The organism is Bacillus cereus group sp. BfR-BA-01310, from assembly GCF_022664325.1.
Lineage (GTDB): Bacteria > Bacillota > Bacilli > Bacillales > Bacillaceae_G > Bacillus_A > Bacillus_A paramycoides.
On the sequence record NZ_JAKUHD010000080.1, the window covers coordinates 1 to 609 of the forward strand.

The window sequence follows — 609 nt, forward strand, 5'->3', positions numbered from 1 at the left end:
TTTTACAAGGAATTACGGTATATATGACAAACATTCCTACGGAATGGGTATCAAAAGAGAAAATCTATGATTTATATTCACTACGTTGGCAAATTGAACTGTTATTTAAAATATGGAAATCCTGGTTTCAAATTCATCGTTGTAAATCTATTAAACAAGAGCGATTAGAATGTCATCTTTATGGACAACTCATTAGTATCCTATTATGTTCTTCTACAATGTTTAAGATGAGAGAACTCCTGTTACGTAAGAAACAGAAAGAGCTAAGTGAATATAAAGCGATGTACATAATTAAAGATTATTTTTCACTTTTTCACCAAGCATTACACAAAAACACCCAAGAGCTATCAAAGGTTCTCCTTCGTCTGTTTAACCTCCTACAGCACAACGGACGAAAATCTCATCGATACGAGAAAAAGACAGTCTTTGATATTTTGGGTGTTGTCTATGAGTATACCACTTCTACTCATCAGGTAGCATAGTAAAAAAATTCAAACCCGTCAGGGTTTATTTGATATGCCTACTTTTATAACATCTATAAACGATAATAAAATACTACGTGAAAAGACCGCATTTTGTATAAATATATCCCTTAAGTTGATGGGTGTG

At 32.7% G+C, this 609-nt stretch carries 1 protein-coding gene; it reads left to right on the forward strand.

Features of this window, described 5'->3' with window-relative positions; genetic code table 11:
• Window positions 1–482: transposase (locus MR109_RS29615; protein ID WP_242274857.1), on the forward strand; the 482-nt coding region annotated here is incomplete at its 5' end.
• Window positions 483–609 lie beyond the last annotated feature (127 nt).